This is a genomic window from Roseovarius mucosus, assembly GCF_002080415.1.
Lineage (GTDB): Bacteria > Pseudomonadota > Alphaproteobacteria > Rhodobacterales > Rhodobacteraceae > Roseovarius > Roseovarius mucosus_A.
On record NZ_CP020474.1, the window covers coordinates 3,653,626 to 3,676,947 of the forward strand.

General features: G+C 64.5%; 27 protein-coding genes. All 27 read right to left on the reverse strand.

From position 1 onward, the window contains the following. Positions 1–298 precede the first annotated feature (298 nt). Positions 299–742 carry a hypothetical protein gene (locus ROSMUCSMR3_RS17475; protein ID WP_081508168.1) on the reverse strand — a complete coding sequence of 148 codons (444 nt, stop codon included), beginning with the start codon at positions 740–742 and terminating at the stop codon, positions 299–301. Continuing rightward, positions 739–1,161, reverse strand: coding sequence for a hypothetical protein (locus ROSMUCSMR3_RS17480; RefSeq protein ID WP_081508169.1), 423 nt, complete (start codon positions 1,159–1,161; stop codon positions 739–741). The genes ROSMUCSMR3_RS17475 and ROSMUCSMR3_RS17480 overlap by 4 nt, the downstream gene beginning before the upstream one ends. Position 1,162: 1 nt before the next feature. Beyond that, complete coding sequence (locus tag ROSMUCSMR3_RS17485) at positions 1,163–5,101, reverse strand: host specificity protein J (RefSeq protein WP_081508170.1); 3,939 nt, start codon at positions 5,099–5,101, stop codon at positions 1,163–1,165. After that, entirely contained in the window at positions 5,098–5,481 is a 384-nt protein-coding gene (locus ROSMUCSMR3_RS17490) for a DUF6950 family protein (RefSeq protein ID WP_081508171.1), read from the reverse strand. The genes ROSMUCSMR3_RS17485 and ROSMUCSMR3_RS17490 overlap by 4 nt, the downstream gene beginning before the upstream one ends. Then, positions 5,478–6,179 carry a hypothetical protein gene (locus ROSMUCSMR3_RS17495; RefSeq protein WP_081508172.1) on the reverse strand — a complete coding sequence of 234 codons (702 nt, stop codon included), beginning with the start codon at positions 6,177–6,179 and terminating at the stop codon, positions 5,478–5,480. The genes ROSMUCSMR3_RS17490 and ROSMUCSMR3_RS17495 overlap by 4 nt, the downstream gene beginning before the upstream one ends. 1 nt (position 6,180) lies before the next feature. Further along, on the reverse strand, positions 6,181–6,849 hold the full coding sequence (locus tag ROSMUCSMR3_RS17500; protein WP_081508173.1) for a hypothetical protein: 669 nt from the start codon (positions 6,847–6,849) through the stop codon (positions 6,181–6,183). Next, positions 6,849–9,488: a phage tail length tape measure family protein gene (locus tag ROSMUCSMR3_RS21820; protein WP_081508174.1), complete on the reverse strand. Its 2,640-nt coding sequence runs from the start codon at positions 9,486–9,488 to the stop codon at positions 6,849–6,851. Before ROSMUCSMR3_RS21820 ends, ROSMUCSMR3_RS17500 begins: the two co-directional genes overlap by 1 nt. A 1-nt stretch (position 9,489) precedes the next feature. Further along, entirely contained in the window at positions 9,490–9,684 is a 195-nt protein-coding gene (locus ROSMUCSMR3_RS17510; RefSeq protein WP_008280191.1) for a DUF1799 domain-containing protein, read from the reverse strand. Positions 9,685–9,842: 158 nt separating this feature from the next. Continuing rightward, positions 9,843–10,172 carry a hypothetical protein gene (locus tag ROSMUCSMR3_RS17515; RefSeq protein WP_081508175.1) on the reverse strand — a complete coding sequence of 110 codons (330 nt, stop codon included), beginning with the start codon at positions 10,170–10,172 and terminating at the stop codon, positions 9,843–9,845. Positions 10,173–10,221: 49 nt separating this feature from the next. Then, on the reverse strand, positions 10,222–11,157 hold the full coding sequence (locus ROSMUCSMR3_RS17520; RefSeq protein ID WP_081508176.1) for a phage tail tube protein: 936 nt from the start codon (positions 11,155–11,157) through the stop codon (positions 10,222–10,224). A gap of 100 nt (positions 11,158–11,257) precedes the next feature. Further along, a complete protein-coding gene (locus ROSMUCSMR3_RS17525; protein WP_081508177.1) occupies positions 11,258–11,692 on the reverse strand; it encodes a phage tail terminator protein in 435 nt (144 codons plus the stop codon). Next, complete coding sequence (locus ROSMUCSMR3_RS17530; RefSeq protein ID WP_081508178.1) at positions 11,689–12,186, reverse strand: phage virion morphogenesis protein; 498 nt, start codon at positions 12,184–12,186, stop codon at positions 11,689–11,691. The genes ROSMUCSMR3_RS17525 and ROSMUCSMR3_RS17530 overlap by 4 nt, the downstream gene beginning before the upstream one ends. 1 nt (position 12,187) lies before the next feature. Continuing rightward, on the reverse strand, positions 12,188–12,613 hold the full coding sequence (locus ROSMUCSMR3_RS17535; RefSeq protein ID WP_081508179.1) for a gp436 family protein: 426 nt from the start codon (positions 12,611–12,613) through the stop codon (positions 12,188–12,190). 84 nt (positions 12,614–12,697) lie between these two features. Continuing rightward, positions 12,698–13,054, reverse strand: a complete 357-nt coding sequence (locus tag ROSMUCSMR3_RS17540; RefSeq protein ID WP_081508180.1) for a hypothetical protein — start codon at positions 13,052–13,054, stop codon at positions 12,698–12,700. Further along, a complete protein-coding gene (locus ROSMUCSMR3_RS17545) occupies positions 13,051–14,010 on the reverse strand; it encodes a hypothetical protein (protein WP_081508181.1) in 960 nt (319 codons plus the stop codon). The genes ROSMUCSMR3_RS17540 and ROSMUCSMR3_RS17545 overlap by 4 nt, the downstream gene beginning before the upstream one ends. A 19-nt stretch (positions 14,011–14,029) precedes the next feature. Then, the gene (locus ROSMUCSMR3_RS17550; RefSeq protein WP_081508182.1) at positions 14,030–14,395 is read right to left on the reverse strand and encodes a capsid cement protein; all 366 of its coding nucleotides are present in this window, start codon (positions 14,393–14,395) and stop codon (positions 14,030–14,032) included. Next, positions 14,388–15,473 (reverse strand): hypothetical protein, encoded by a 1,086-nt coding sequence (locus ROSMUCSMR3_RS17555; RefSeq protein ID WP_081508183.1) that lies wholly within the window; start codon positions 15,471–15,473, stop codon positions 14,388–14,390. Before ROSMUCSMR3_RS17555 ends, ROSMUCSMR3_RS17550 begins: the two co-directional genes overlap by 8 nt. 298 nt (positions 15,474–15,771) lie before the next feature. Next, complete coding sequence (locus tag ROSMUCSMR3_RS17560) at positions 15,772–15,990, reverse strand: hypothetical protein (RefSeq protein WP_081508184.1); 219 nt, start codon at positions 15,988–15,990, stop codon at positions 15,772–15,774. Positions 15,991–15,993: 3 nt separating this feature from the next. Beyond that, a complete protein-coding gene (locus ROSMUCSMR3_RS17565) occupies positions 15,994–17,319 on the reverse strand; it encodes a phage minor head protein (RefSeq protein ID WP_081508185.1) in 1,326 nt (441 codons plus the stop codon). Beyond that, positions 17,316–18,866, reverse strand: a complete 1,551-nt coding sequence (locus tag ROSMUCSMR3_RS17570; RefSeq protein ID WP_081508186.1) for a DUF935 domain-containing protein — start codon at positions 18,864–18,866, stop codon at positions 17,316–17,318. Before ROSMUCSMR3_RS17570 ends, ROSMUCSMR3_RS17565 begins: the two co-directional genes overlap by 4 nt. A gap of 1 nt (position 18,867) precedes the next feature. Next, positions 18,868–20,508, reverse strand: a complete 1,641-nt coding sequence (locus ROSMUCSMR3_RS17575) for a hypothetical protein (protein WP_081508187.1) — start codon at positions 20,506–20,508, stop codon at positions 18,868–18,870. Further along, positions 20,505–21,074 (reverse strand): phage protein Gp27 family protein, encoded by a 570-nt coding sequence (locus tag ROSMUCSMR3_RS17580; protein WP_081508188.1) that lies wholly within the window; start codon positions 21,072–21,074, stop codon positions 20,505–20,507. Before ROSMUCSMR3_RS17580 ends, ROSMUCSMR3_RS17575 begins: the two co-directional genes overlap by 4 nt. Before the next feature lies 1 nt (position 21,075). After that, positions 21,076–21,378: a hypothetical protein gene (locus ROSMUCSMR3_RS17585; RefSeq protein ID WP_008280207.1), complete on the reverse strand. Its 303-nt coding sequence runs from the start codon at positions 21,376–21,378 to the stop codon at positions 21,076–21,078. Continuing rightward, positions 21,375–21,719 (reverse strand): DUF2730 family protein, encoded by a 345-nt coding sequence (locus ROSMUCSMR3_RS17590; protein WP_081508189.1) that lies wholly within the window; start codon positions 21,717–21,719, stop codon positions 21,375–21,377. The genes ROSMUCSMR3_RS17585 and ROSMUCSMR3_RS17590 overlap by 4 nt, the downstream gene beginning before the upstream one ends. Continuing rightward, positions 21,716–22,288: a holin family protein gene (locus ROSMUCSMR3_RS17595; protein WP_081508190.1), complete on the reverse strand. Its 573-nt coding sequence runs from the start codon at positions 22,286–22,288 to the stop codon at positions 21,716–21,718. Before ROSMUCSMR3_RS17595 ends, ROSMUCSMR3_RS17590 begins: the two co-directional genes overlap by 4 nt. Then, positions 22,279–22,890 carry a holin-associated N-acetylmuramidase gene (locus ROSMUCSMR3_RS17600; RefSeq protein WP_081508191.1) on the reverse strand — a complete coding sequence of 204 codons (612 nt, stop codon included), beginning with the start codon at positions 22,888–22,890 and terminating at the stop codon, positions 22,279–22,281. The genes ROSMUCSMR3_RS17595 and ROSMUCSMR3_RS17600 overlap by 10 nt, the downstream gene beginning before the upstream one ends. A 41-nt stretch (positions 22,891–22,931) precedes the next feature. After that, positions 22,932–23,321, reverse strand: coding sequence for a hypothetical protein (locus ROSMUCSMR3_RS17605; protein WP_081508192.1), 390 nt, complete (start codon positions 23,319–23,321; stop codon positions 22,932–22,934). Position 23,322 lies beyond the last annotated feature (1 nt).

Sequence of the window (23,322 nt, forward strand, 5' to 3'; positions counted from 1 at the left end):
GCGGGCCGCCGGAGACACACGTATCTCGCCACGATGTGAACGGGAGTGAGGCCTTATGCGGCCCCGCGGACCTCGACCCTGACCACAGAATCGCCCATTGGTGCCGCGGCTCTCCTCCGAGCTTGGGGCGATGATTTGTTGTGTTGGTCGGCGGGGCCCTGCGTTTTGCATCCCCGTGCCTCGGGACGTGCCCTCCCTGCGTCCCGAGGCCCCCATGGAGGCAGGCCTATAAGGGTCACCAATGGTCTGCGGCATAATCCGCCTGCATCGGGTCCATGGCCAGCAGCGCAGTCAGGACTTAGCTGTCGAACTCTGCTATTTCAGCCTCGAACTGCCCGAGCGCATCGTCAGTATCCGTTACAGATTGCGACAGGCTAATGGCCTGGATCGTTTCGATCCGCGCCTTTTCCAATTGAGCGCCAATGTCTCTCCACTGGGCCGCCAGATTCAGAAACACTTGGGCCACTTCGTATGCGCTGCTGCCTGTAGATCCGACTTCTCCGGCAATAAATGGATAGTCTTGTTCCCAGCCTGCCACCGTGTTTGGTTCGGGTGTTGCTGCGACGTACGCCAAGGCCTCGGCTTCCTTGGCCATGTAGATCATGGATTGACCCGCAATCGACGTGATGAACCTCGACCTGATCTGATCCATTCTCTTGTTGACGGCATCCTTGGCTTTAGCCTTGCAAACGTTCAGTTCGCGCGCTTTGCTCACATCGGAGCGGGACAATATGCGTGTCATTCAATCATTACCTCGGCAAATGTTGGAACATGGGGAAATGGTGCTTCGACCTCGACCCGGTATGTTCCGGGGTCAATAAATTCAAATGCCTCCTCGTGATCATCGGTTTCGGCAATGATTGTTGCCATGACTTCTTGACCAGTTTGATCAAATACATTGATCGTCGTTCCTTCGGAGCATGACGGAACAATTATCTTGCCATCACTTGAATAAGGTTGGGGCGACTTTGGTCTTGAAACAAGGATACCTTCGACAAGCATCATGTTACTCAGCTCATAAAGGGTCACCGGAACGGGTGTTTGAATCTCGCCGTCGCTTGGCTGATCGACCACAACCCTCATAAATCCCTCGGGTTGACCGCTGGTAGAAACTGCTTCCTGGACAATGCCCTGTTCGTTCAATTTCACAAAATATCCCATGTTACCTCCTTACTGCCCTTAGACTAATAGCTGCGTTTCTCAGGCAGTTTTGGGTTGTTGACAAACCTCCAGTCGGAAAATCATAGGCCGTCAAAAGACGAAGCTGGACGCTGTCCGCATTGTAAATGCGATTGGTTACAAAGTGTCTTTGAGTGTAAGTTGCCCCAATACCGCCGATAGCATAGCCACTATTGTAAAGGTTCGCCCAAGCGCTCCAAGAGCCCGCAAAGTTGATCCGTTCTTGTAACAGGAATGCGGTGTTCACAACCCGGCCATCAAAAGCCGATGTTCCTGCTGGCCTATGTTCAAAGAAGGTACCAATTGTGTACATTGACTCTGGTGTGGCGTCTCCGGACGAAAGTGTGGTCAGGCAGTGAACTGAGTTATGTGCAACGTGCTGAGCGGCCGTGCTAAGTGCAGTTCCCCCATCAGAAACAGAGCCTTCGACAAGCGAAGATCGAACGATCAGACTGTTGAACTCGGCATTACCGTTTTTGTTGATCTGCCATCCCATAGAACCGGCAGAAAAATCATCAGATTGAAGAGCATCACCAAAGAGAGCCAGACCAGCGGCCGCGAAACTTCCAGTGTTGATATGATTGGATTGAATTTCGCCATCAACAATCAGCTTTCCAGTATTCATGCGGCGCACCATGACGCCACCTATGTAGCAGTTGGTGGTGCCGTTGTTGCCTTTGATCAGACGAATGCGCGCGAACTTGAAGCCCGCCGGAACATTGATCGCGCCCTCGACCTTCGTGATGGAGGTAGAGGAGACGGCCCCAATATTCGCGAAGATGTAGTCGGTTCCGTTCACGCCGGAAAAGGTCGGGTTTCTGGACAACTGCAGGTCCGCATAAACGTTGCCTGTTCCGGCGACGATCCGTGCAAAATAACGGAAATAGAGGGCTTCCCCTTCACCGTTCAACTCAATCGTAAAGAGGCTGTTGGATACGGTGTAGGTCGTGCCCACCCCTTGCAAGCGCGCAAGGTTGGTGGATCCCCAGCTCGTGATGGCAGAGGTCGTGATCCAGTCGACGCCAGCAGGGTTGGACCATGCGGAATGATCATCAAAATTGGCGTCGACATTCAGGTTGTCGAAGGACCCGATGGCCATATTCCGCGCGCGCACGGCGTTGGCCGCCAATTGATCCGCGCCAATGGCGCCTGCCGCGATGGAGGCGGCCGTGAATTGCCCCACCACGTCGGTGCTGGCAACCGAGGCGACATAGGCCGTACCGTTCCAGCGATAGATTTTGCCGCCAAACGCGACCAGCTCAGTCGATTTGACCGTGGGCAGAGACCCCACAACCGTGACCGGCTCCAGACCCGCCGCAAAGCTCGTCGCGTCAATCAGCCCTTGAAGTGCCTCCTGATTGATCACGTCGCCCGCCGCGCGCGCGGTGGCCGTCACCCTCGCAGACCAGCCTGATTTGTTGCCCGAGGTGTCGACCGCGCGCACCCAATAGTTCAGGGTCTGGCCCCCTGTCAGGTTCTGGCTGATAAATTGCGGCGTGGTGGTGATATAGGTCGGCACAGTGCTGACGCCCGGAGCCGTGGCCGACACCCGCTCGACGATCTCATAGCGCGACAGATCGCTTTCGGTGTTGGCGGTCCACTTGACCCAGATGCCCTCGAACATCCCCTCGGCAGAGATGCCGCTCGGGACGGCGGGCGGTATCGTATCGACAGCCGCCGTGATGCCAACCGCTGCCGACCAAGCCGACTTGGTGCCAATCGCCGACACCGCGCGCACGCGCATCGAAAACACCGATCCCGGCACCCCATCGCGAGACCACGCAGGCCCTCCGGCCGGAAAGATCGTCTCGGTCCCGCCCGTGGTGACCCCCACCTCGTAACTGGCCGCATTCGCAACAGCACCCCAGACTGCGGAGACCCGCGAGAGGGCGTCGGCGACCAGCACCGTTGCCAGTGCCAGCCCCGTCGGCACAGTCACGGTGGTGAGTGCGGGATCAAGATCGACGCCGGTCATGCGCAGGTCGGGCGTGGTCACGCTCAGCCATGGCGACCAGGCGGTCGGGGCATCCGCCACGTAGCGGGCGCGCACCTCGTATTCCGTGGCGGCGATCAGATCGCCGCGCACCAGCACGCGGCCACCTTCCACCGGCTTGATCCCCTCGGCGATGAGCTCCTGCGTGGCCCGGACGCGGACCTCATAGCGCAGGTTTCGGATCGACGGGAACGCATCGTCAACCGTCCAGGTCAGCAGGATTGCCGGGCGGCGAGCATTGCCCGCATCGTCAGACAGATCAAAGGCCGCAACAGACAGCGCCACGACCGCAGGGGTGGGCGGCGTTTGCCCGTTGGTCGGCAGAGGGGCTGCGACTTCAAGCTCCGGCTTGATCGCAACGTCGCCCGCCTCGCGCTCGCGCACGGTCACGACCTGCAAGAGCGTGTCGGGTCGGTCCTCGACCTCGATCACCTCGAACATTTTGCTGGTGTAACCAAAGGTCTCGGAGGTGAAGCTGATCGAATCCAGCGGCTCAACTAGGGCAAAGGACGGCGGCAGCGTCATCTGATGGGTGCGAAACCGTCGCCCGTCCAGCAGATAGGCGTTCAAGAGTTGCTGCGCCTGCGCCTTGACGCTTACGGCTGGCAGGCCAAGGCTGGATACGCGCTGACGGCCATCCTCGGCCACCCAATCCTCATTGAGGATCAGATCGGCGTCCCGACCTTCCCAAATGTCGTTTGGCTCAACATAGGTGCCGGTGATGCCGTTGGTCACGGTGTCGAACGCCGGGAACGGTGTCAGCACAGACCCTTCCGTGATTACGAAATCCGCGTCGGTCACATGCAGGACCGGGGCGGCGGGCGCACCCACGCGCACCCGGAACACCCCACCAAACTCGCTCATCTGGGCAAAGCTGGCGCGGTTCATTTCCTCGATCACATCGACGGGCTCCATTTCCTCGACGTTGATCTCGAACCCGGCCACGTATTGCTTGCGCCCGCCGACATCGACGTCGCACTCGTTCATGGCGGCGAACCAGTTATCAAGCGGCAAATCCTCTGCGTCGACCCGCCCGCCCCAGATATCGCCGGTGGGCAGGGTGATGCCGCGCATAACGTTGTAATTGATCACTATCGGGTTTTCGGTCCACTCCCACGTGGTCGGATCATCCCAACGATGCGCGCCAGAGCCGCCCACGGTCGTATCCTTGCGCGGATCATAGAGCTTGATGCCCTGCACCTCGAAACGCACCGAGGGCAGGCCCTGATAGATCTCGGGATCAAGCGCGAACTCCAGCACAGCATAGGCCGTGCCGCGCAGGACGTGATCGGTTGTCCAAGGGCGATCAACGTGGTGTTCGTAATAGTGCACCAGAGGCTCGGCGGCGGTGGTCTGGGTGCCGTCATAGAACCACAGCCACGCGGTCGGATCGGTATCATCCTGCCGGAACGCTGTCAGGATGCGGCGGCCAGACCCGGTAAACACTTCATTGAATGGCCCCGCGCTATCTGCGGGCGCTTCGATGTCGGAGTATTTCCCGTTGATCACGATCCGCCCGGTCAGGCCAGTGACGGGAACATTCGAGACCTCAAGAATGTAAGTCAGGATGCCGTTGTTCTTGAACCGGGAATAGGCGGGTGCGACCGCGTGACCCTCGACGGCGTAGGTGCCCACCACGAACTTGGCGGGCGTGACATCGCCGGTGGTGGTCTGCTCTGTCTGGATGCCCTGGCCGTTCACCTTCGGCTTCTTGGCGAAGGCTTGGCTCAGCAGCGACAGGCCCGCGCCGACGATGATCCGCGTCGCAAAAGCCCCGAGCGCGCCGAACCCGGCCGCAATTGCAGCAAAGGTGCCAGCTCCCGCGCTCGATGCGGCCAGAGCGATGGCAATCGCAGACGAAATCGGCTCGGCCAAAGCTCCGCTCGGCGCTGCGATGAATGCCGCGAGGATCGCAAAGAAGAGGATCATATCTGGAAGGCCCTCTCCGCTTTGAGGCGGGACAGATGCCCCAGCCCGTCAGGCCGCAGCACGAACACGCGGTCACTGGCAAAGATGCCCATGGCGCTGCCCTCGCACACCGCCAGATCGCCGACCTGTGCCATGGCGGGCGGGATCTCCGGGAAGAGGCTCGCGATGTAATCGACATGGCTGGCAAAGCCGTCTTGGGCCATCACGCGGGTGAGGCCTGCCATGCTGCGATAGCGCCCGCGCCACCGCTCGCCGTGATCGACGCCGGTCGCGACCTTCACCCACCCGGCCACATACATGCCGCAGTCGTGGCTGCCGGGCCGAAACCGCTTGGCCCGCACGGCGTCGAGATAATCGATCAATCGTATTGCCCGGCTCATCCGCGATTGTCTCCGCTGCCCGAAAAGCCGCCTGTGCGGTCATCTGCCGTTGGCGTGGCAGGCACGGTTGCCGTCGGCGGCGGTGTTCCGTTCTGTGATTTGCCAGCCCCCCAGAACACCGGCACCGCACCGGAGACGGCCGCATATTCCCGGCCCCGATCCGCCGGGTTGATGCGCCGTTGTGCCGAGTCCGATTTCTTGAGGGCTAGCGTGCGGGTCAGGGCGCGGGCGGCGCTGGCCACGGTCATTTCGATTTCGGCGCTCTGGCCCTCGGCCGCGCGCGGCAAGGGCATCTCCTCGACCGACCCCTTGATCACGCGCACAGGCACGCCCACCTGCACGGCCTTGACCGGATCGAAGAACACGCGATGCACCTCAACGGGTGCGCCAAGCAGATGATAGGTGTTCAACAGGTTCAGAACCGTGGCCGGGATGCCCGAAAACCGGATCGTGTGCATGCGCACGTTCAGACCCACCTCGCCCCGGATCGGATCAAGCCCCAGCAGCGACCCGGCAGCGGCATAGCTGCGCGCCTCTGCGCCCACCGTGAACTGGCGCACATCGAGGCCGTTCCAAAACCCTGCCGCCTCGATCAGTCCCGTGTCGCGTCGCCGGGGCTGGACCCAGACCAGATGCCGGGTAATGACGCCGGTGAGGCTGGCGAGCATGGCCTCCGTGGCGGTGCCGTAGTCGCGCATCTCAAACCCCCACGATCTGCACGAAAGAAAACTGCGCGCCTTCGGCCCTGCCAGAGCGATGCGCGCCGTAGGCCGGATTTGGTTCAAGCCGCGCCTTGATCACGGGCTTGATCAGCGTCACGGGGTCACTGACGACAACGCCGGGCTGAATGGGCGGCGTCACCTGAAGCCAGTCGGTCGTGCCGAGCGGGCCCGACTGAATATCGCTCACAACGCGGTGCAGGGCATAGCGGGTGGGGTTGCTGCCATATTGCCAGCCAATGAAATCGCCGCCGCGAAGCCAGTATTGGCTCGGCATGCCTTGCAGCTTGACCATCCGCGCATCGTTCGCGTCGAGCTGCGCAATCGTTGGCGTGGCCGCGCCGAGGATTGTCCCGGCCGGATCATCTGCCGGGTGCGTCTTGACCGGATCATGAACGAGAAACGATGCGCCCGGGGTATTGAGCACGGACAAGAGCGCGTCGATCCGGGCTGCGTCCGAGCGGTTGTTGGTGGGGGGAAGAGAAAACGATCCGCGCCAGTTGCTCTCGCCTGTCTGGGCAGGGAGCGGCACACCGCCCGCCGTGCGGTCGATCTGCATGGGCGTGTTGATATAAAATTCCGAGACCGAGATTTTCAATCTGGCCTGAAACTCCGCGAATGAAAGCGGGAATGCGAGCGGGTCTGCCATTAGCCGCGCCTCTTGGGGTCTTTGTTGATCCGGTCGACGGCTTGCGGCAGGCCGTCGCGCATGAATTGCTTTATGCCCATCTTCGTGACTTCAATCGCCATGTCGCGCGCGCGCTCTTCGATCACGGCGTGGAAAAGCTCGGATGGCTCGATGCGCAGGCGCGTAACGCCATTGCCCTGCGCGCCCGCACCGCCCGCCGCCGAGGCAGCACCCCCGGCCCGCGCGGCCAAGGGCAGGCCGCCTCCGGCGAAGCCCGGGATGATGGCCCCGGCATTCATGGCCTCGAGCAGCGTGCGGTTGCGGGCTGTAGCCTCGGCCGTCATGATGAATTCCCCGGCGCTGACCAGAGCGGGGATCTTGTCGCCCCGGCCCGTGCCCGCACCCAAAAGGATGCCAGGGCGGCTGACGAGAGGATCGCCGCCGCTGGCAAAGCCGGGCAGGGCGGCGGCGGGCAGGCCGCCGTTTGCGAAGGGCAGGGACGAGCTGCCGGAAAAGAGGCCAAAGAGACCGCCGAGCGCGCCGCCATTGCCGCCGCCGAAGATCCCGCTCAGGAATCCTCCGCCGCCGCTGCCGCCAAAGAGGCCCGAGAGTGGACCGGTGCCGAGGATCAGAGCTTCCTTGGCCGCGCGGATGATCATGTCGCCAATGCCCTCCCAGACATCCCGCAGGCTTTCGGCCTCGAGCAGTACGTCGTCGACGGAGCGGCCGAATTCCTCCTTGCGCTCCAAGGCCACGCGCTCGTTTTCATGGGCCGCGATAAGGGCCTCGATCTCTTCGCGCTGCTTTGGCGTCGCGGCGGTCAGGCGTTCGCGCAGGCGGATCAACTCGCGCTGCACCGGGTCGCTCTCGCGCAGGGCCTCGATCTCGCGCCGCTTGCTCTCGATCAGGCGGTCGAGCGCCTGCTGTTCGCGCAGGGTCTCGTTGGTCGATCCGCCCCGCGCGCCGCTGGTGGAGCGCACGGGCCGGGCGAGTTCATTGAGACGCGCGGTTTCCCGGGCCAGTTCGACCACGGCGTCCCGGCGCGCGTTGAGGGCGTCGACCGTCGCCAGATCCCCGCTGGCCTCGCCCCTTATGACGGCGGTTTCCCGGTCGAACCGCGCCCCTGCCAAGGCTCCGGCGCGGCCAATCGGATCGTCGCGGAACTCTGCCCGGATGCGGGCGTTCTCAAGCCCCACTTCGCCCTGGGACTGTAGGTCAGCCATCGCGTCGACCGCGCCGCGCACTTCGGCCGCAAGGCGCGAGGCTTCGTCGGCGGCCGCGCGGATGCCGCCGGAAATGTCGCTCGTGGCGATCTCGAATGCGGCTTGTGCCGCCTCGCGCAGGGCGTCTTTGGTCTCCACGCTTGCGTCCGAGGCATCGGCCTCCGCAAGTGCGGCATTGAGGGCGAACTGGGCGCGCAGGCGTGTCACGGCGGCGCTGTCCGCGCCATGCTGTGCGATGGCCTCTGCAATCGCATTCTGCTCAAGCATCGTCGAGAGCAAGGCCTGCGCGGCGGCCTCGGCCTTCAATTGCTCGCCGGTGGCCTTGGTTACCAGTTCGAGGAAGGCAAGCATTTCCTCATTCTGGCGGTTTTGCGCCGGGTCTTGGGATTGAAGCTCGGCGACCTCGGCCAGCCGAAGGCGCATCTGATCCAGCGTGTCGAGGCGCGCCTGCTCCGCCTCCGAGATCTCGCCCGAGGCCTCTGCCGCGCGCGTGTAGCTTTCGATCAACGCGTCAACGGCGGCGGCTTGTTCTTCGACCGTGCCTTGGGCCGCTTCTTGTAACCCGACGAGGTCGGCCAGAACGTCATTGATCAGGCTTCGGCTCTCTCGGCGCGCACGGCCGAAGAAGATGTTACCCAGGTCGAATTCCTGCGCAAGCCGCACTTGGTCGCCGCTGTCCGGGCGGGGCAGGTTGATATTGCCCTCTTCAAGAAAGCTGGTGATCCCAGCCGCCGCCTCACGCTGCGCCGCGCGCTTTTCGGCCTCGACGATCCGATCGAGGATGTTTTGCGCGCGCTCGACGAAGCCTTCGCCGAAGCGCTCGGCCAATTCGAGGCGCGTGGCCGAGGCCTCCGTGATCTTGTCGCGCAGGCTGTCGATGCGGGTCTCGAGCGCCTCGACGGTATCGGCAAAACTCTCGCCCTCGTCAGAAGCGGAGGTGAACCAGTTGACCAAGGCCGCCGTTGCCGCCAGCGCGCCGATGGTGATCAGATTGATCGGGCTCAGCATCGACAAGACAGCGCCGCGTAAGGCCCGGAACGCCCCCGCAGCCCCAAGCGGCCCGATCACCTGAGTGATTTGCGTGCCCTGCTGAATGGCGAGCTGAAATGGGTTTTGTCCCGCAGCCAGCATGACAAGCACATCATTGCCCTGCGAGACGAGATTGCCCATCGATCCGGCGGCGAGGCGGGTTGCGCCGGACAATTTCTGGGTTGCAGCAGCGTTGACATCCGCGGCGGCGCTGGCCGTCGTGAGACCCGTCGCCGAGGTCCGCGCTGCGGTCCCGAGTTGCCCCACCCCGCGCGCGGCCGCAGCACCTTGGGTGCCCACGCCGCGAATGTCTTGAGCCGCCCCCTTGGCGGCGGTGCCGGTGGCCTGCAGCTCCGCCTTCGCCTGATCGGCGTCCATCAGGATTTCGCCCTGGACACGCAATGTCATCTCAGCTCTCCCGCATCGCGGCCACGGCCGCGCCTTCGATCACCTGCACCTCGGCCCAAAGCTCGGGCGTGATCCGGACGCCGCTCATGCGCAGCCCCGCCCGTGCGGCCGTGTAGTCGAGGCCCACCACGCGGAACCCTGCGAGCCCGGCCGAGACGGTGCGCCACTGGTTGCAGACCGCGAGGAAGGCGCGCACGGCAGGGACATTCTGCGGCCAAACGCCAGAGCCGGGGCCGGACGGATCACGACTGAGCTGGCCCGGGTCGATCCCCCAGAAGGCTGCCTCGTCGTCATGGTCGCGCCCCTCGTCATCGCCGATCAGGTCGCCGCGCGCCCATGCCCGCCCGGCCCATTTCAGTTTTTTACCCGCTTCCCCATGATCGCCGCGTAATAGGCGTTGATCATCGCCACGCGGACGTAAGCCAGACCAATCAACCGGTCGCGCAGGGCGTGGCTGTAGGGCAGCTTCGCGCCTTTCTCGTCCTCGACGTCGTCAAAGTCTTGAACCACGGCCCCCAGAAACTCCCGCTCGCCGCGCGCGGTGCGCATGTCGAAGCCTTCGACCTCCGCGTCGGGCAGCACACGGAAGGTGACCTGCATATCCTGCACCTCGTGGCCGCCGTCGGAGGGCACCTTGATCTCCACGCGGTGCGTGAAGGTCGGGGTTTGGTCGATCTTGAACATGGGCGTGATCTCTCTTTCAAAGGGGTGTTGAAGGGGGCGTTGAACTGGCTCAGGTGAGGGTCATCACCCACTGGTCGGCGGCGGTGGCGGTGGTGGGCAGCGGCACGAGGCGCAGCGGCCATTCCTTGCGACCCTGTCCATCCTCGAGACCTTCGGGGCGCTGCATCTGCGCATTGGGGGCCGCGATGTTGACGATGTTTCCGGCGGCCTTGCCGTGCTCGATCTCGACGGGCACCTTGGCTTGGGTGGCGGCCATGGCGAAGGGATCGAACGCGGCCAGCGCCACGGCCCGCACCCGCGCCTCGATGGTGTTCTCGTGCCCGTCGAGGATCACTTCCTCCTCGCCGATCAGAAACTGCGGCTCGATGCGGTTGGCGAGGGTCAGCTTGAAACTGCGCATCACCAGCGCGGTGCCGCCAATTGTGAAGACCGGCGTGTTGGTGGTGGAGGCGGCCAGCGGATCGGGAATGCCGGTGAAATCCGCCGTGGGCACCGCCACGTCGGCCGGGGCCACGTAGAGCGCGGTGAACTCGAACTCGATATAGGGAATGCCCGAGGCCGAGACGTCAAAGGCGGCGGTACCCCGCACGCCCACCATGGCATAGAGCGTGCCGCCGATATTGAGGTGTAGCGTGACGCTCTCGAGGTTCGAATAGACGCGGTTGTAGACCACGGAGGTGCCCGGCGTCACGGTCTCGGCGCTACCACAAGCGCGCAGGAGGCATCCCCAACGGGGCGCGGTCCCGGCTGTGCCGGAGCCTGCCAGTTCGACCTTGAACGAGATCGTGCGGTGCAGATCGACCGGGATCGTGCCGGTGGGGCCGCCATGAGGCGTGTCGAGATTGCGGTCGAGGTCCTGACCCTGCATGGGCGACAGGCGCACATCGTTGGCGAGGATTGCGTCGCCGCCGGTGGGGGCAGCATCGGTGCCATAGGTGGCCTCGAGCTTCGCGAGCAAGACCTTGCGTCTCCAGAGCAGGCTCATTTCTCGGCATCCTTTTTCTGGGGTTTCGGGGTGGGCGCGGCCCGCTTCAGCGCGCCCTTGTCGTCGCGGGTGTAAGACCCGCCGGAGGTGGGGAGATTGGTCATGTGAAGATCCTCAGTTGATCGTCGATGGAGAAATCGAGCTGATAGGCGAGCACACCGGCCCCGCTGGACACGAGATGCCCGCGTTCGAACCGGAAGACGCCGACCTCGTCGCCCGGTGCCCAGCCCGCCAAGGCGCGCACCACGCGCATCAGGAACTGGTCGATCTTGTCGAGGGAGGCGGCCCCGGTGCGGTCAAAGCTCTGCGCGAAGATCACCACGCTCGTGCGGTGGGTCAGCATCTGGCTGAAGACGCCCGAGGCGGCGTCGGGGCGGCTGCCCTGAATGCCGGAGGGAAAGACATAGGCCGCGACCGATTGCGCGGGCAGCTTCTTGGAGCGGATCAGATCGACAAAGGCGCGGCCCCCGTCGATACGACCGCCAAGCTCGGGCACCTGCGCCTCGATCCGGGTCATGACATCGTTGATGGTCATGCGAAGACCTCGCGCAGATAGGCCTCGACGGTGCCCGCGATGTCGGTCTCGTCCTTGTCGTCAAAGCCCAGAAAGGGCCGGGCCGGGATTTCGACCTGGTCGACCATGATGAATTGGCCATTGGGGAGGGTGAAGGCCAGCTTTGCGGCGGCGTCCGCGCCGGTCGGCTCGATGAAGGCTCCGAACTGATGCGTGGCGGCATAGGGCACATTGGTGCCGATGCGCGCGGAAAAGCTATCGGCCTCTGTCACGATGCTGTCGCGCAGGCGTGTGCTGTCGACCAGCGTCTTGCCGCCGGATTCGCGCGCGCGATGCGAGATGGGCCAAACGATGCCGCCCGGACCTTCACTCTTCTCGAACCGCTCGGAGACGGAGGTTTCCAGAACGGTGCCGATGCGGCGCATCAAAGGGGTGAGGTCGGACAAATAGCGCAGGCCATTGGCGACGGCGCTGTCAAAGTCGAGACTGTCGAGGCTGACGGTGAGGGTGACCATCTCAGAACCCCTTGAGGCTGTCGCGGCTGAAGGTGGCCTGCGGCGCGCTGATCTGCGGCAGCTGTGGATTGCCGGGGCCGGTATCGGCGGGCGTCTCGTCGCCGAGCGAGGCCTCGCCCCGGCGCACCTCGCGCAAGAAGCTGAGGGCGGCGTCATAGCCTTCCTTGGCCCCGTCATAGGCGGCGGCCCGCGCGCCCAAGAGGCGATGCCAGGCAATCGCGGCGGCGTGCATCGTGAGCGCGCGCGGGGGGGTGTCTGCGTTGTAAAGCCCCGCGACATAGCTTTCGGTGACCGACACGGCATCGTCGATGGCCACTTGCAGAACGCCCATATCCACGACGCCGGGCGCTGCGCCCTGTGCCGTGATCTCAGCCAAAAAGCCCTCGCCGTAGCGGTCGATCATATCCTGTGCGCTGAGATAGGGCATGTCCGCCTCCGGCTTGGGTGTAGGGGTGCCGGTCTCTCCCGGCTGTCACGCCTGATCCTTGGCGGCGTCCCCTTGGGGGTATTCTCAGGAACCCGCGCCAGCGGCGGCCTGCATCTCGGCCCAGACCGCATCCCGCACACCGGCGGTGATCTGGTCGCCGAGGCCCGGGGCTGCGTCCTGCAACGCCTTGACGCGTGGCTTGCCGCTCTTGTCGAAGGCGTCGCCCGGCAGGGCTTTGACGGCCTCGCTCAAGGCCACGCGCAGCGCGTCGTCGAGGACAGGCGGCGGCGCGGTGTCAGCCCCTCCGTCAGTCTCTTCGATTGCGCCCAGGGCCAGAAGGCGCGCGATCTGCGCCGCGCTGCCGATCTCTTGCGCGGGGTGGGTCGATCCCGCCTCAAGCCGCGAGGCCGCGATCACGGTGCGTTTGATGAGATAGCTCATGCTGCGTCCTCGATCAGATACCCGGTGGCGGGGGCGGCGATGACTTCGCGGAGCTGCTCGCCCACACGCAGGGTGGTGGCGCCTTTAAGGCCCACTTTGGGATCGAAGAAACGCCCCGAGACGCGGCCGTCGAATTGCGCGGTCCAGCCCCAAGCAGGGGCGGTACCATCCGGACCGGCCTGTGTGTTGCGGTGGAGGAGGGCGATATTGCCGCCCCAGACCTTCTCGAAGGCCGCCGTCTGACCCTTGCGGGCGGCGTTGATATAGCTGTCGCCCACGAGGATTTCCGACAGCTCGAAGAGCTCGGCCACAGCCTCGCGGCTGGCGCGGCCCTTGTCGCCCGAGGTTCGGTTGATCGCCTTCAGGATATCGGGATGGGTCGAGAGCGCGGTCCAGGCCTTGCGTCCCATGGCGGCCACGTTGGGGCGCATGATGAAGGTGGCATCAAGGGCGGCAGAGATCACACCGATGGGGTCGGACGCAGAATCGGAGAACTGACCCGCGCCGGACAGCACCACCTTCTTGTCCGCGTCATAATTGGCCGCATCCTGCACCATGGCGGCCACGCGCTTTTCGCGGTCGAGCTGGATCAGATGGGTAAGGCCCTCTACGGCGCGCGCCTCGGGATCGAAGGCCGAGTTGCCAGCGGCGCGGAGCGCCCGGGCGGCCTCGATGTCACGCTGCGGCACCACGTCGTCGAGACCGTAGTCCTTGACCGAGGAGGTCTTTTCTTCGCCGGTGAACTCGACCTGTTGGACCAGACCTTTGCGGCCCACTTCCGTATTGGGCACGGTGAACATCTGTTCAGGCGGATAATAGGTCCATTTGAAATCCATCCCCATGACCGGCACGCGCGGCATGACCTGATCGGCGATGAAGGAGATATCGGGGTTGCGGTAGTTGACGGCGATGGCGGTCAGAACCGGATCGACGACAAAGGGGGTGGGGGTGCTCATGGATCAGCGCTCCTAAAGATCAGGTGACGGAGTGACGGGCAATCGCCACGTCGATGATGTCGCCAGCCACGCCCGCCTGCAGCGCGTAGCCGACGGCGATGTTTCCGGCCCCGGCAGCGGCGGCGACGCCAAGGCCCGAGGCGTCCGACGCGATGGGCGCACCGGCGGCAACCGTGCCCGCAAGCTCGAGCTCGGCCGAGCCGGACATGATCACGTCCTGAAGGTCGCCCGGCTTTGCGTCGAGCTGGTCCGAGATGCCAATCGCGAGATTGGTCGCGGCGGCGGCCACGAGGATGCCGCCCGCCGCACCGAACTTGACGATCCGGCGACCGGGCACCGCCGCTTCGGCGGTGTAGGATTTGATGAACGCTCCGGGGTTAGGCATTGTCGGCCTCCATGGTTTCCTCGATCTGGCGCGCAGCCTCGGCAAAGCTCAGCGTGCGGCCCTCGGCCTCTGCGTCCTTGATCAGGCGCTTGGCGGCGGCGGTGATGTCGTCTGACCCTTTGACCTGCGGCGGGGTGGCACCGCCCGCCCGCTCGCTGAAGTCGATCAGCGGCTTGGTCTGCTTTGAGAGCAGATCGCGGAACCACGCGCGCGGGCTGGCGCTCTTGCCTTCGGCAAAGGCCACCTCGTCTTGCGCGTCGAGGCTTTCCATGAACGCGGCAAGCTCGTCCTTGAGGCCGGGTGCGATGCGGCCGTCCTTGACCAGGGCCTCGACCAGGGCGGCATCCTCGGCGCGGCGCGTCTTGTTCAGGGCCTCGGCGAAGGCGGCTTCCTTCGCGTCGAGTTCGGCCGCGCGCGCATCGAGCGCGGCTTGGCGGTCTTCGGGGGTTTGCGTGTCCTTGCCGGACATGGCGGTCTCTCCTTTTTGGGGTTCGGCGAATGGGGTTTGCGCGGTCTCAGGCGCGCCTGCGGCGTCGCGGAGCGCCTCTTGGCCTGCGGGGGTGCGTGCCCAGGACAGGACGGCGGCAATCGCGCCTTTCAGGGCGTCCGCGAAACTGGCGGCGGGCGCGTCCTCTTCCGAGAAGGCGATCTCGAGGGTCACGACCTCGGCGTCCTCGGCGAACTCGGCCGCCTTGAGGCCCTTCACGGCGGGGGGCTGTGCGCCCAGAAACCCCACATGCTTCAGGTAATAGGTGCCGGGGGTCGGGTTCGCGGCGGATTGAGGAGGATAGAACGAGGCGCTGATCCGCTTGAAGCGGCCCGCGCGCACCATCTCGGCGAAGGCAGGCTCCACCTGGTCAGGCTCTGCAAAAAGCTCGGCCCCGTCGGCGCGCAAGCGTTTGACCCAGCCATAGGCCGGGGCATCGGTGCGAGGATGGCCCACGACAATGGGGGCCTCATGGAGGGCGGGATCATAGGCGGCGGCGATGCCCTCGACCTCGGCTTCGGAAAACTCGAAGCTCTGCCCGGATTGGGCGGTGTGGCGGCCAGCGCGGAAGATGTGAAGCGGTTTTGTCATGACCCGACATTAAGCCGGGGCGACGGGCCAGATCAGATGAAGGGCTTCAGGGGAAAGGGTGGGGCGCTGCGCGTGCCGCCTTGGGTGAGACTAGCGCCCTCTGAGGGCAGGCGGCAAGCCCGGAATGCAAACGGCCCCAGAACGGCCCGCTGAGTGCGCTTCCGGCTCTGGCGGGGGTTGGGTCGCAAAATCGCCGAGGGGGGTATTAAATGGGTATTTAATGAGGCGCTGAGAGGCCATTGCGTCTGGCGGGGTCGGTTGCAGGTGCGCCCGCGCGGTCAAACAGCCCCAAATTGCCTCAGGATGCCGGTTTGTCGATGAAGGACCGGAGGAGTGCGCGGCGCTCTTCGGGGGTGCGCCGGGGGGAGGGGCCGAACATGATTTCTAGCTGTTTTTTGCGCGCGGCGACAATCTCGGCTTTGTCCGGATCGTCGTCGGGCAGAGCCTCGGCGTCGCGCAGCGCGTCTTCGTAATCCTGGCGCGAGGAGCCTTGGGGTTCGGTCAAGAGATAAGCCAAGTCTCACTCCTCCAGCATCTCGGTGATTGCGCGGACAACCTCTGCAACCGGGCCTCCCACTCTCTGGCGAACTTCAAGGGCGCGCGCACCGGGGCTGTCCGAATATAGGATCAGCCCTTGCGCGCGCAACACCTCGAGAACAATCAGGCGGATCGCAGTATCTCGGTCCGCCCGGTCCAGATCCGGCGCGATCTCGTCGAGCATTTCCCCCGCGACGTCCTGAAACCCCACGACGTTAACCCGCGCGGACGACAGACGCACGGCCCTGTAGAGCGACCCGTCATGGCCCACCGCCAGAATGGAGGTGACGCGCCGCTCGAACATCGTGGCGAGGTCTTGCGGGCTGAGAGGCGCAGAACTGGGATGATTGTGCACAAGGCCAATCTCTTGCCCGTCGCGCAGGCGTTGCGTGACCTCCGGCCCGAGGCGCACCCGGTCAGCACCCCCCACGCTCCAGTCGATTTCCTCGCCAGTCCGCAGATTGAACGCGCCAAGATGCTCGCGCCCGTCGCCAAGGCCCATAAGCCGGGCGCGCATGGCAAAGCCAAGCTCGGTTGCCGCCGCCGGGGCGGAAAGCCCGGTCGATATCCCTGCATGGCGCGCGCCGAGGTCAAGCCAAGCATGGCCCGCGTTGCTATCCCATGCCGGATCGACCCCAAGCGCCGTGGGTTCAATCTCGCCGGTGCGACGGTTCAAGACCCCGCGCTCCTCCAGCTCGAAATCCTCTGTCACCTTCAGGCCGCCCCGGTCGATCATGCCTTGGGAGAGTTGCTGGACCGTGCAGCCGCACCGCCAGCCGTTGGGGGGAAAGATACGAAGCCATGCCGGGTGATCGACGGGCAGGATCAGGTCGTGATAGCGCGCGTGGTCCTCGCGCTTGGTGTCGCGCTGGATCTGGACGTAGCGCAGGAAGGGGAAGGCCGCCTTGGTGCGTTGAATGCGTGCCCATTTGCCCGCAGCATGGGCTGCGCGCATATTGGCGTCGAAGATCACCCGCAGGCGGCGGGGCGAGCCAAGCTGGACGTTCTTCAACTCGCCGGTCAGGGGATCGCGCTCTGTGGCGCTGCCCCACCAGCCAAGCCGTTTCAACTCGGGCTCGAGGTCATCCATGAAGCTGCTGAGCGTGCCGCCATTGGCCAGCGCCCGGTCGAGCGCCCCACGGATCGTCTCGAGCACGTCAGTTCGCATCGCCTTGGCGACAACGAAATTGCTGGCGTGCTCATTGCGCCAGACGTCGCGGAAATCGAACCGCGCATCGGGCGGGGCGAGGCCTTTGGAGCGAAAGAAGGACAGCGCATCCTCGGGGCGCAGGCGCTGCAGGTCGATCATGGGGCCACGGAGCCGGGCAGGGTGTCCGACCCATCTGTTGCCTCGCTGTCGTCCACCACGGCCCCCAGTTCACCCGCCAGACGCGCGGCAAAACTGGCCTCGGTCAGCAGATCAGTCATCGCTTGTCCGTCGCTCGGTGCGGCCGCCAAGGCGTCGAGACGGGCGCGCAGCGCCTCAAGCGTGGTGCCCGGTGCGATGCTGCCCAGAAGGGCCGCGATATCTGCGAATAGCGGCTCGACGGCCGTCTCGGCATGACCCTCCGCGATGATCTCGGCCGCAAGCCTGTCGAGCGCGCTCTCATGGCGATGCTCGGCGAAACCGGCCTCGGGCGGGTTCTCACCAGGTGGGGTAGGGTCGGGAGGTGCTGTGCGCTCATAGCCGTCACCATAGATTTCCTTTACGCGATCCTCAGTCATCTGCCAGCCGATGCGATGCAGCTTCTCATCGCGGTCGACGGCGGCGGTTGTATCCTCCGGGTCTTCCATCTTGCGCCAGACCCTCGGCGGCGCAACACCGGGAAAGTTGAATTCACACAATCGTGCGACAGGCCCCTCGTTGAAGGATTGGCAGACGAGATCGGCATCGGATTTCTTGACCGCGTCGCCCACGTCGTCATGCACCTCGGCCTGAGACCGGCTGGAGCCATTGTCGGTGGTCATGGTCTGCGACAGCACGATTTTCGAGATGGCGGCATCCATCGTGTCGTGCAGCTTCTGGTAATCAAGAGAGCTGGCACCTGCGGGTGCAGATAAAAGCTCGATATCCATGCCCTCGGGGATGATGATCCCGGCCTCCGAGCGGATGGCCAGAACCGCCTCGAGCAGGGTCTTTTGCTCTTCCTCCGTCGCCTGCGCGGGATATTTGCCGCGCGCGGTCGGCATGCCGAATTTGTCGAGGGCGATGAGCCAGAGCTTCAGACCGTTGCGCTTGAACCAGACCGGCCAATAGAGCCAATGCGCGAGACCCAGCCCGTAAGGCTCGTCGTCGTGATCAGCCCCTGTCGAGAAGACCCAGAACTTCTCGGGCGGCATTTCCTCGCCGGTCAGCATGTTTGAGAGGGTCAAAAGGCGCAACCCGCAATCCTCGTCAAAGCGAAACCGCACCCGGTCGCGCACGCGGATTTCTTCCCAGCCCCAGAGCCGCCCGTCGCGCCGATACATCTGTTCGGCGACGGAATAGCCATAGAAGAGGCCCCAGAGCATTTTCTCGGTCAGGCGGTCGAATTTCAGGCCCGCGAGTTCCTCCCGCAGCCAGTCGGCCGCGCGCTTGCCTGCCGCCGTGTCCTCGCCCGGTACCACCTCCCATTCCCGGCTGGTCACGGCCGAGATGCGTTGCGTCATCACCGATTTGACCTGCGGGTCTGTCAGGATGGGCTTGTAGATGTCGAAACTGCCGCCGCCCCGTGTGCGCAGGATCGGATCTGTCGGCTCGAGCAGCGGGCCGATCCACGGACGGGTGATGTCACGCCCGCCCTGAATGCCCGCGAGCTCCATCGGGTTGCGCATCCGCACCGACCGCAGCCGCATGGTGCTGGTCTTTCTCGCCATCTCAGAATCCTCCGAAATCCAAGCCACCCCGGCCCCGGGCAAAGCCCATGCGCCGCCCGCCCAAGGGGCTGGTGAAGTCTTGAGCCGTCAAAGCGGTGCGCGGCCCGGTCGATTGAAACTCCATCGGCACCACGTCCTGATTGCTCGCATACCAGGCGAGCGCGCCTGCAATGGCGCTGTCGCCGTGCCGGTCGAGCCCGTCTGAGCCCTTGAAGCGGAAATTCTCGGGCACGCGGATGATGCCGTTTGTGTATTGCAGCGCCTGGTGGTCGCGCAGCACGTCCTCATGGGCGGGCAGAACGATGGTGCGATCCGAGAAAGCCTCGATATAGGGGGGCATCTCGAGCTCGTACCATTGGCGCGTGAAGGAGACTTCGACGATCCGCTCGCCGTAGCGTTGGGCCGCGACCTCGGCGAGATAGGCCCCATTGCCGGTGCGGTCCATCGCGCCCTTGTAGAAATTAGGCAGCCGGTCGAGCAGCCAGAAGAGCACATCACGCTGCTGATCGAAGGGGATGTTGCGCAGCTCGACAATGAGCTTGGTGCGCCGCGTGAGATCGACGCCCTGCTCGAGAATGATGATGTCGGTGGCGTCGCCTGAGCGCGCAAAGTCCTCGCCCATGAAATGCGGGCGGGTTGGGTCGAGGGTTTTAAGCACCGGTTCAAGGTGGGTTTTACACCAGGCTTCAGCAGCGGCCTTGCGCACGGGTTCGTCGGCGTTCTTGAAGCTGTCGGGCTGCGTCCAGCGATGGAACGGGATGCCCTTGGCCATGCAGGCCTCGATCTGCACGCGGGTGAGGGCCGCGCCTTCCATCTCGGCCGGTTCCGCATCAAGCTCCTGGCGCATGGCGGCCTCGCGCGCGCCGTAAGCGCGGCGCACGGTGGCCTCCCACGCGGCCTCGGCTTCCGGCGTCCAGGTCTTGCCCTGCATCATGCAGACGCGTTTATAGAGCCCGTTGGCGACCGCGTCGCCGAAGGTGTAGCGATGCACCGCAAAGCCGTTCTTGCCCGCGCGCGCCTCGCGGATGAGTTCGTTGAAGGCGTTGAGATAGCCGTTATGGGTCGAGATGATCCGGACCTTGCCACCCCAGATCAGCATCGCGTTCACGGCGTCGATCACCTCGCGCACGTCTTTGTGGAACGCGGCCTCGTCGATCACCACGGTGCCCTGAAGGCCCCGGATATTGGCGGGGTTGGAGCTGAGCGCCTCAACCCGGAACCCGGAGGCAAAGCGCACCCGGTAGGCCGAGATGAACTTGGTGGTGCCGTCGGGCTGTTGATCCTCGAAGAGAAACTCCTCGATAGGGTGCGCCGCCCCGGCAATCACCCGCGCGAAATGCGCCACATAGCCGATGGCCTCGCGGCCCTTGTCCTTGGTGTCGCCGATGTAAAAGCAATTCTGCCCGCCCGCGCCGCGCGCGGCGGCGGCAATCAACGCGCAGCCCAGCATCTCGGCAAAGGTGATGCCGGTGCGGCGGCCCTTTTCGCAGACCTTGAGGTCGCTCTCGTCGGCGAGCCAAGAGCGTTGATGCGCCATCAGGATGCCGTCCGCGAGCGGATCGAGGCTCTCGGGGATCTCCGAGCCGCGCGGCAATTCCTCGGGCAGGGCGTCGGGGTCGCGGGTGAGGACGGGGGCGATCACGCGCGCACTCCCAGAAACTCCCGCCGCAGCTTGCCGATGACGTCGCTGGAAAGCCCCAGTTCATCGCGGGCGCTGTCCAGCGCCTCGACGGCATTGGCGCGTTCTTCGGCGGCGATGCGGGCGCGTTCCTTGACCATGAGCTGCTCGCGAATGCCCGCGCTCGACATGATGTCCTTCATCATCTTGCCCAAGAAATGTAGCTCGCGCGGATCGATATCCTCGCCCTCCTTGGTCATCTGCGATTTAAGAACCTTGAAGGCCACGCTTGTCATCATCTGGAAAAGAACGCGGTGCCGGTCGGCCTCCTCCGAGAGGTCATTGTCGGCCAGCCACTGGCTGGCCCATGCCCCGGCCTCGTTCTGCAGCTTGACGAACTGCTCGTATTCCTGACCGTAGGCATGCAGGGCGCTCTTGCCGATGCGCAGCTCGAGCCCGTCTTCCGCGAGGCGGAAGTTCAATTCTTCGGCCAGTTCCTCGTAGCCGTGAAAACCCTTGGCTTTCCACCAGTCATGCAGCCACTGGCGCAGCTCGGGCGGCAACAGCTCGACCTTGCGGGGTGGGGGCATGTCAGAGCCTCCGCGCGCTTGGACGCTGGATCTCCGGATGCACGGCCTCGCCGCGCGCGACCTCGATGCCACGCCGGGTGGCCTCGGCAATGACGAAGTCGCCATGGTCGGCTACGGTGACCATGCCCACCTCCTGCAACCATGCCAGTTCGGTGGTCACCTGGTCAAAGGTGGAGCCGACGCCCACGCCATTGAGCACGTCGCGCAGGATCGACGCATTGGCAGTATAGCCCGAGACCTGTTCGAGATGCCGCAGGATCGCGAGGCGGCGGTGTTTGCGCAGGGTTGCTTGATAATCGCTCACTTCTTGCCTCCATCGAGCAGGTGTTGTTCGTGGCGTGACACGATGGCCTCGAGCCGGGCGGTGATCATCGCGTTGCCCTCCATGACGGCGGCCATCTTCTCCATCGACCCGGTTTGTCTGACCAGCTCGAGTTGAAGCGCGTGCATGTCATCCTTGCCCGGCATGTTCTGCACCGCCTGTTCGAGCCGGGAAATCCGGGCTTCGTGCCGGTCCATCCGCTCGTGGCCTTCCGCGAGGGTTTCGTCCAGGTCTTTGCGGCGCGTGGCGATGAATGTGTAAAGCGCCACGAGCATCGGGAAGACGACACCCAGCCCTTTCCAGAAGAGGTCCCAATCCATCATGCCGCGCGCTTCCAGTCGTCGAGCGCCGGGTTGTCGGTTACGTCCACGGCGGCCAAGGCGACCTCGGCATCTGGTCCGGTATCGGCCGCACCCGGACTGTCATGGCGTAGCGCCTGCAATTGGGAGACGCTGCGCGCCACTTGCGGGGCCTGCGCGATGATCCGCGCGGCTTCCTTTTGCATCGCGGTTCCCCGGAACTTGTGCAGCTCGCGCGCGCCAAAGTAGAAGGCGACAATGGCCCCCATCAGCGCCCAGAGCGGTTCAGGCACGAGGGCGAGGCCTGTCATCCGCTCGGCAAACCAGATCGGGTCTGACATGGCCGACCAGAAAAGGAAAAGGCAGCCAAAGGCCATGGCCGGGCGCGGCAGGCGGTTGAGACCGTCCACGAACTGCCCCCAAAGACCGGGCGCGCCGGTGAACTCCGCCGCCATTTGGGCAAGGGCCGCTTGCTGAAACGCGGCCTCCCGCATATCCGCCTTTTCGGCATTGGGCCGAAAGATCTCGGCCGTCTCGGCAATCACATTGCGCCCGCCGCCAAAGAGCGCCCCCAGAAACTTGATCAGCCCCATGATGCCACCCTCTCTTTGAAATCTGCGTCCGTCATGCGGTAGCGCGCCGACATGAATTCCTCGGCGCGCCTGATCCAGCCGCCTTTGCCGCCCGCGCGAGAGCGTGCGAACTTGCGGCTTGCGGGCCGCGCATCGGCGAGGCGCAGGTAGTAATTGCGCCGGGCGATGGCATAGGCGTCGGCGATATGGGCCGGGGCCGCGTTATGGGCGGCGCGCACCGCGCGCAAAGTGGCCGGGCCGATCACGCCGTCGACCGTCGCGGGAAACCCCATGTCAGTTACGAGGCGCTGCAGGATTTTCACGGCATTGGAGCCTGCGTTGACCTGCATGTCGAAGACGCTCGCCTGCAGCGCCTCGGGCAGTTCCGCGATGCGCGGCCGCACGAAGTAATGCTCGATGAAGATGTCGACGGCGCGGGCGCGGGTCATGAGGCGCACATCGGCCACGTCCACGTCGCCATCCCGGTCGAGATCAAGGCCCAAGCTGCGCATGGTGTGGATCGTGACGCCAAAGTTGGTGGCCCCGCCGGGGTCGGCGGGGTCATTCACGAAGCCGCCTTCGCGGGCGACAATCTCTTCGGCAATGGTTCGGACTGTTTGCATGGGTGCCCCCTTTCCCGTCAGGATAAAGGGGGACGCACAGCTTATTCAGATGAAGCCCTTCGCATGACCTTGAGGAGGGGTGGTTCTTCCTCCTCTGCCAGCGCTGCCTTGACCTGCAAAACGCGGCGGGCGGTCACGCCAAAGCGGTTGGCCAGTTCATTGACCGGCGTATCCGGGGCCTCGCGCAGCGCGTGTCTGAGGCCATCTCGGGTCTGCGCCCGAATGGAGGGCACGTCCACGTAGTCACCAGCGTAGCGGTCGGAAATCCATCTGGCAATATCCGGCCCTCCGAGCGCCGTCAGCTGGCTTTTGGTCCTTGGCGTGCCGGGCACATAAAGGCGCATGCCGCTTGCACGGTGCAAGAAACGCTCGACCGGGGCGTCGCCCAGATCGGTGCGCATCTCGTCGACCCAGAGAGGATCATTCTCCATC

Bases quoted from the DNA above. Each gene is read 5' to 3' on its own strand.
- ROSMUCSMR3_RS17475 (WP_081508168.1), bottom strand. From the start codon at position 742: ATGACACGCATATTGTCCCGCTCCGATGTGAGCAAAGCGCGCGAACTG.
- ROSMUCSMR3_RS17480 (WP_081508169.1), bottom strand. From the start codon at position 1,161: ATGGGATATTTTGTGAAATTGAACGAACAGGGCATTGTCCAGGAAGCA.
- ROSMUCSMR3_RS17485 (WP_081508170.1), bottom strand. From the start codon at position 5,101: ATGATCCTCTTCTTTGCGATCCTCGCGGCATTCATCGCAGCGCCGAGC.
- ROSMUCSMR3_RS17490 (WP_081508171.1), bottom strand. From the start codon at position 5,481: ATGAGCCGGGCAATACGATTGATCGATTATCTCGACGCCGTGCGGGCC.
- ROSMUCSMR3_RS17495 (WP_081508172.1), bottom strand. From the start codon at position 6,179: ATGCGCGACTACGGCACCGCCACGGAGGCCATGCTCGCCAGCCTCACC.
- ROSMUCSMR3_RS17500 (WP_081508173.1), bottom strand. From the start codon at position 6,849: ATGGCAGACCCGCTCGCATTCCCGCTTTCATTCGCGGAGTTTCAGGCC.
- ROSMUCSMR3_RS21820 (WP_081508174.1), bottom strand. From the start codon at position 9,488: ATGACATTGCGTGTCCAGGGCGAAATCCTGATGGACGCCGATCAGGCG.
- ROSMUCSMR3_RS17515 (WP_081508175.1), bottom strand. From the start codon at position 10,172: ATGTTCAAGATCGACCAAACCCCGACCTTCACGCACCGCGTGGAGATC.
- ROSMUCSMR3_RS17520 (WP_081508176.1), bottom strand. From the start codon at position 11,157: ATGAGCCTGCTCTGGAGACGCAAGGTCTTGCTCGCGAAGCTCGAGGCC.
- ROSMUCSMR3_RS17525 (WP_081508177.1), bottom strand. From the start codon at position 11,692: ATGACCATCAACGATGTCATGACCCGGATCGAGGCGCAGGTGCCCGAG.
- ROSMUCSMR3_RS17530 (WP_081508178.1), bottom strand. From the start codon at position 12,186: ATGGTCACCCTCACCGTCAGCCTCGACAGTCTCGACTTTGACAGCGCC.
- ROSMUCSMR3_RS17535 (WP_081508179.1), bottom strand. From the start codon at position 12,613: ATGCCCTATCTCAGCGCACAGGATATGATCGACCGCTACGGCGAGGGC.
- ROSMUCSMR3_RS17540 (WP_081508180.1), bottom strand. From the start codon at position 13,054: ATGAGCTATCTCATCAAACGCACCGTGATCGCGGCCTCGCGGCTTGAG.
- ROSMUCSMR3_RS17545 (WP_081508181.1), bottom strand. From the start codon at position 14,010: ATGAGCACCCCCACCCCCTTTGTCGTCGATCCGGTTCTGACCGCCATC.
- ROSMUCSMR3_RS17550 (WP_081508182.1), bottom strand. From the start codon at position 14,395: ATGCCTAACCCCGGAGCGTTCATCAAATCCTACACCGCCGAAGCGGCG.
- ROSMUCSMR3_RS17555 (WP_081508183.1), bottom strand. From the start codon at position 15,473: ATGACAAAACCGCTTCACATCTTCCGCGCTGGCCGCCACACCGCCCAA.
- ROSMUCSMR3_RS17565 (WP_081508185.1), bottom strand. From the start codon at position 17,319: ATGATCGACCTGCAGCGCCTGCGCCCCGAGGATGCGCTGTCCTTCTTT.
- ROSMUCSMR3_RS17570 (WP_081508186.1), bottom strand. From the start codon at position 18,866: ATGGCGAGAAAGACCAGCACCATGCGGCTGCGGTCGGTGCGGATGCGC.
- ROSMUCSMR3_RS17580 (WP_081508188.1), bottom strand. From the start codon at position 21,074: ATGCCCCCACCCCGCAAGGTCGAGCTGTTGCCGCCCGAGCTGCGCCAG.
- ROSMUCSMR3_RS17590 (WP_081508189.1), bottom strand. From the start codon at position 21,719: ATGATGGATTGGGACCTCTTCTGGAAAGGGCTGGGTGTCGTCTTCCCG.
- ROSMUCSMR3_RS17595 (WP_081508190.1), bottom strand. From the start codon at position 22,288: ATGGGGCTGATCAAGTTTCTGGGGGCGCTCTTTGGCGGCGGGCGCAAT.
- ROSMUCSMR3_RS17600 (WP_081508191.1), bottom strand. From the start codon at position 22,890: ATGCAAACAGTCCGAACCATTGCCGAAGAGATTGTCGCCCGCGAAGGC.
- ROSMUCSMR3_RS17605 (WP_081508192.1), bottom strand. From the start codon at position 23,321: ATGGAGAATGATCCTCTCTGGGTCGACGAGATGCGCACCGATCTGGGC.